The sequence below is a fragment of the Pseudobacter sp. genome (genome assembly GCF_051955275.1).
Lineage (GTDB): Bacteria > Bacteroidota > Bacteroidia > Chitinophagales > Chitinophagaceae > Pseudobacter.
The window spans coordinates 1-3,869 of the sequence record NZ_JBQCGW010000288.1 but is presented as its reverse complement, the minus strand read 5'-3'; the positions used below and the strand labels follow the sequence as shown (position 1 = coordinate 3,869).

Genomic DNA, 3,869 nt, shown 5'->3' with positions numbered 1-3,869 from the left:
AGGGCCTCTTCGGCTTCCAACAGATGCTGGGAAGGGTCCTGCAAGGCGGCGGTCAGCTGTTTGTACACCTTATCATGGTTACTCATGCTGCCCTGGTAATGACCATAATTATTAGCACCGTTGCCGGCCGGCAGACTGGGCTTTTCCATTCCTTCCACAGAAAAATGCTCCAGTTCATTGAGGTATTGCCCGCCCACCTTTACGGTGCCTTTGGTTCCGAAAACGGTGATGGAGCCTTCCATATTGGAGGCGTGACTATTAATGGTATACTGAAGGGTGCCACGGGCACCATTGGCAAGCTGCAGGATGGCCGCACCACTGTCTTCGAATTCAATAATTTCTTGATGCATGGTATTCTGGCGGAAGCCGTTCACCACGCGGGTAGGACCGAGGAGCCAGAAGAGCAGGTCGATGAAGTGGCTGAACTGGGTGTACAGAATGCCGCCATCGAGCGCTGCGGTACCATGCCAGCTGTTGGCGAAATAGGGGGCTGGGCGGTTCCAGAAGCAATTCACCTGAAAGCCCAGGATCTCTCCAAGGCGTTTGGCCATGAGCAGTTCTTTGAGGAGGGCCACCGGGGGATTGAACCGGTTCTGCTTTACCACAAAAAGTTTTTTGCCGGATTTCCGGGCGGCATCGGCCATCTGTCGGCCACTGGCAGTGGAAATGCTCATGGGCTTTTCGCAGAGAACATGACAGCCGGCTTCCAGGGCCTGGATGGCATGAGCGGCATGCAGGCCGTTGGGCGTGCAGATGCTGACCACGTCAGGTTGCTGATGACTAAGCAGTTCTGTGATGGACCCGTATATTTGCGCATTGTATTGCTTCCCCAGCGCATAGGCTTTTGCGGCATCCGTATCGCAAACAGCCAGTAGCTGACCCTGGGTGGCAATCTGGGCGGCGTGCCGGTTTCCGATACGGCCGCATCCGATGAGGGCAAATTGATAACTCATTGTATTGTAGAACCCCGGTTCTGGTATTTTTTATAAAAACAGGGCAGCAAGATATTAAAATAGCAATAAATTCTATACCTTTGCCGCCAAAATAAGAAGAAGCAATCTTTGGATGCATTTAAAAAAAAATTGAGATGCCGTATTTAACAAAAGAAAAAGTAGCTGATATTTTCACTGAATTTGGTGGCACTGCCGCAAACACTGGTTCTATTGAAGGACAGATCGCTCTGCTTACTGAGCGTATCAACAGTATTTCAAAACATCTTCAGAAAAACAAACACGATTTTTCTACTCACCGTGGTTTGATGAAAATGGTTGGTCAGCGTAAACGCCTGCTGACTTATCTCAGCAAGCACAATCTGCAAGGATACCGTGCTCTGATTGAGAAACTCGGAATCAGAAAATAACCACCGGATAATGATAATAAACTAATTCCCGACCTGAATACTGGTTGGGAATAGTTCTTTTTATCCGAAGGTTTATTTGTGTTTTGTATTTAAAGTTTTTAACCAGGCTGCAGGTTGAACAAATCAATTCCCACCTTTTCAGACCAGCAGTCTTAAATCGAGATTACTATGCTCGTACAACCTATTGGTGTAACCTTTGACATAGGTGGCGGCCGAATGGTTTCCGTTGAAACCGGAAAACTGGCCCGTCAGGCACATGGTGCTGTAACCGTTCGTCAGGGTAATTGCATTATCCTCGCTACCGTGGTAGCCAACAAAGAACCGAGAGAAGGACAGGAATTCTTCCCTCTCGTAGTTGATTACAATGAGAAGTTCGCATCTGCGGGCCGTATCCCCGGCTCTTTCTTCAAACGTGAAGGAAAGCTCAACGATTATGAAGTACTGGTCAGCCGTCTGATCGACCGCTCACTGCGTCCTTTGTTCCCTGAAGATTATTTCTGTGACGTTCAGGTGCTGATTACCCTGGTATCCAGCGATCCTGAAGTAATGCCCGATGCACTGGCCTGCCTGGCTGCATCTGCCGCACTCGCAGTTTCTGATATTCCCATTAAAGAGATCATTTCCCAGGTGCGTGTAGCACGCGTTGACGGTGAATTCATCGTTAACCCGATGCGCGCACAGCTTGCAAAAGCGGATATGGACTTCCTCATCGCAGCTACTGAAAAGAACCTGATGATGGTGGAAGGCGAAGCGGAAGAGTGTGCTGAAGAGGACCTGGTGAAAGCCCTGGAAATCGCGCACGACGCTATCCGCATCCAGATCAAGGCGCAAGCCGATCTGCGCGACAAAGCTGGTGTAAAAGGCAAACGCGAATATACCAAACCGGTAGTGGATGCTGAACTGCAGGAGAAAGTGAAAGCTTTCGCCGGCGAGCAGATCTCAGCCATCGCACGTTCTGCTTCCGGCAAGAACGAGCGTTCCGATGCATTCGATGCCCTGAAAAAAGCACTGATCGAAAGCCTTGGAGAAGAAGCGGAAGACAGCGTGAAGAAACTGGCCAAGAAGTATTTCGAGGACCTGAAATGGGAGAACGTACGTAACGTGATCCTGGATGAGCGTATCCGTCTCGATGGCCGTAAGACCGACGAGATCCGTCAACTGGCCATGGAAGTGGATGCACTGCCAAGCCCGCACGGTTCCGCGCTCTTTACACGTGGTGAAACACAATCGCTCACTACCGTAACCCTGGGTACTCCCCTGGATGAACTGCTGGTAGAAAGCGCAGCCACTTCCGACTACACTAAATTCATCCTTCACTATAATTTCCCTCCCTTCTCTACAGGTGAGGTGAAAATGATGCGCGGCCCCGGCCGTCGTGAAGTTGGTCACGGTAACCTGGCCATGCGCTCCCTGAAGCAAATGATGCCTGGTTCAGAATATCCATACACAGTACGTATTGTGAGTGATATCCTGGAATCAAACGGTTCTTCCTCCATGGCTACCGTGTGCGCAGGCTCACTGGCCCTGATGGATGCCGGCGTTCCTTTCCCGAAACACGTAAGTGGTATCGCAATGGGACTGATCACGCGTGCAGACAACAAATATGCGATCCTCAGCGATATCCTCGGTGATGAAGATCACCTGGGTGATATGGACTTCAAAGTAACCGGTACACGTGAAGGTATCTGCGGTGTGCAGATGGACATCAAGGTGGATGGTCTGAGCATGGACATCATGCGCGAAGCACTGGCACAGGCCCGCAATGGCCGCCTCCACATCCTGGATGCCATGTATGAAGCAATGCCTGCCCACCGCGAAGAGGTGAAACCTCATGCTCCACGTATGGAGAAGATGTTCATTGATAAGGAATTCATTGGTGCAGTGATCGGACCACAAGGAAAGATCATCCAGGAGATCCAGCGCGAGACAGGTACTACCATCAATATCGAAGAAGTAGGTAACTACGGTGAAGTAAGCGTATTCAGCCCTGCGAAAGAAGGTCTGGAGAAAGCAGTATCCTGGATCAAGGGTATCGTTGCGGTTCCTGAGATCGGTTCCGTATACGAAGCCACTGTGAAAGGTATCAAAGAATTCGGCGCCTTCGTTGAGTTCCTGCCTGGCAAACAAGGCCTGCTCCACATCAGCGAAATTTCACACAAACGTCTCGAGAGCATGGAAGGTGTTCTGAAAGAAGGCGACAAAGTGAAAGTGAAACTGATCGGCGTTGATCACAAGACCGGCAAATTCAAGCTCAGCCGCAAAGTGCTGATGCCAAAACCGGAAGGTCCTAAACGTCCTGAAAGCAACGGCACTCCTGCAGGAGAGTAAGAGCCTGTTGAATCAGCAATAATACAGAGAGCCGACCAAATGGTCGGCTCTTCTTTTTATCAGAGTGCCCAGTCGCGGGGGGGGGCGGCCGGGTAGGAGATTAGGACAAAAACGGCGGAAACCAGGCCACCGCCCAACGGGAAAAAAAAAAAAAAAACCTCGGTGCTATGGTCAGGGGAAA

The 3,869-nt window shown here is 50.5% G+C and carries 3 protein-coding genes; 2 read left to right on the top strand and 1 reads right to left on the bottom strand.

Annotated features, from left to right (window positions below):
- A partial coding sequence (locus ACTHMC_RS25140; RefSeq protein ID WP_440417503.1) for a Gfo/Idh/MocA family protein occupies window positions 1-953 on the bottom strand: 953 nt, incomplete at its 3' end.
- A gap of 134 nt (window positions 954-1,087) precedes the next feature.
- Here ACTHMC_RS25140 and rpsO point away from each other — a divergent pair.
- The gene (rpsO, locus tag ACTHMC_RS25135) at window positions 1,088-1,360 is read left to right on the top strand and encodes a 30S ribosomal protein S15 (RefSeq protein WP_440417501.1); all 273 of its coding nucleotides are present in this window, start codon (window positions 1,088-1,090) and stop codon (window positions 1,358-1,360) included.
- 168 nt (window positions 1,361-1,528) lie between these two features.
- Window positions 1,529-3,688 (top strand): polyribonucleotide nucleotidyltransferase, encoded by a 2,160-nt coding sequence (pnp, locus tag ACTHMC_RS25130; RefSeq protein WP_440417499.1) that lies wholly within the window; start codon window positions 1,529-1,531, stop codon window positions 3,686-3,688.
- The last annotated feature ends 181 nt before the right edge of the window (window positions 3,689-3,869 follow it).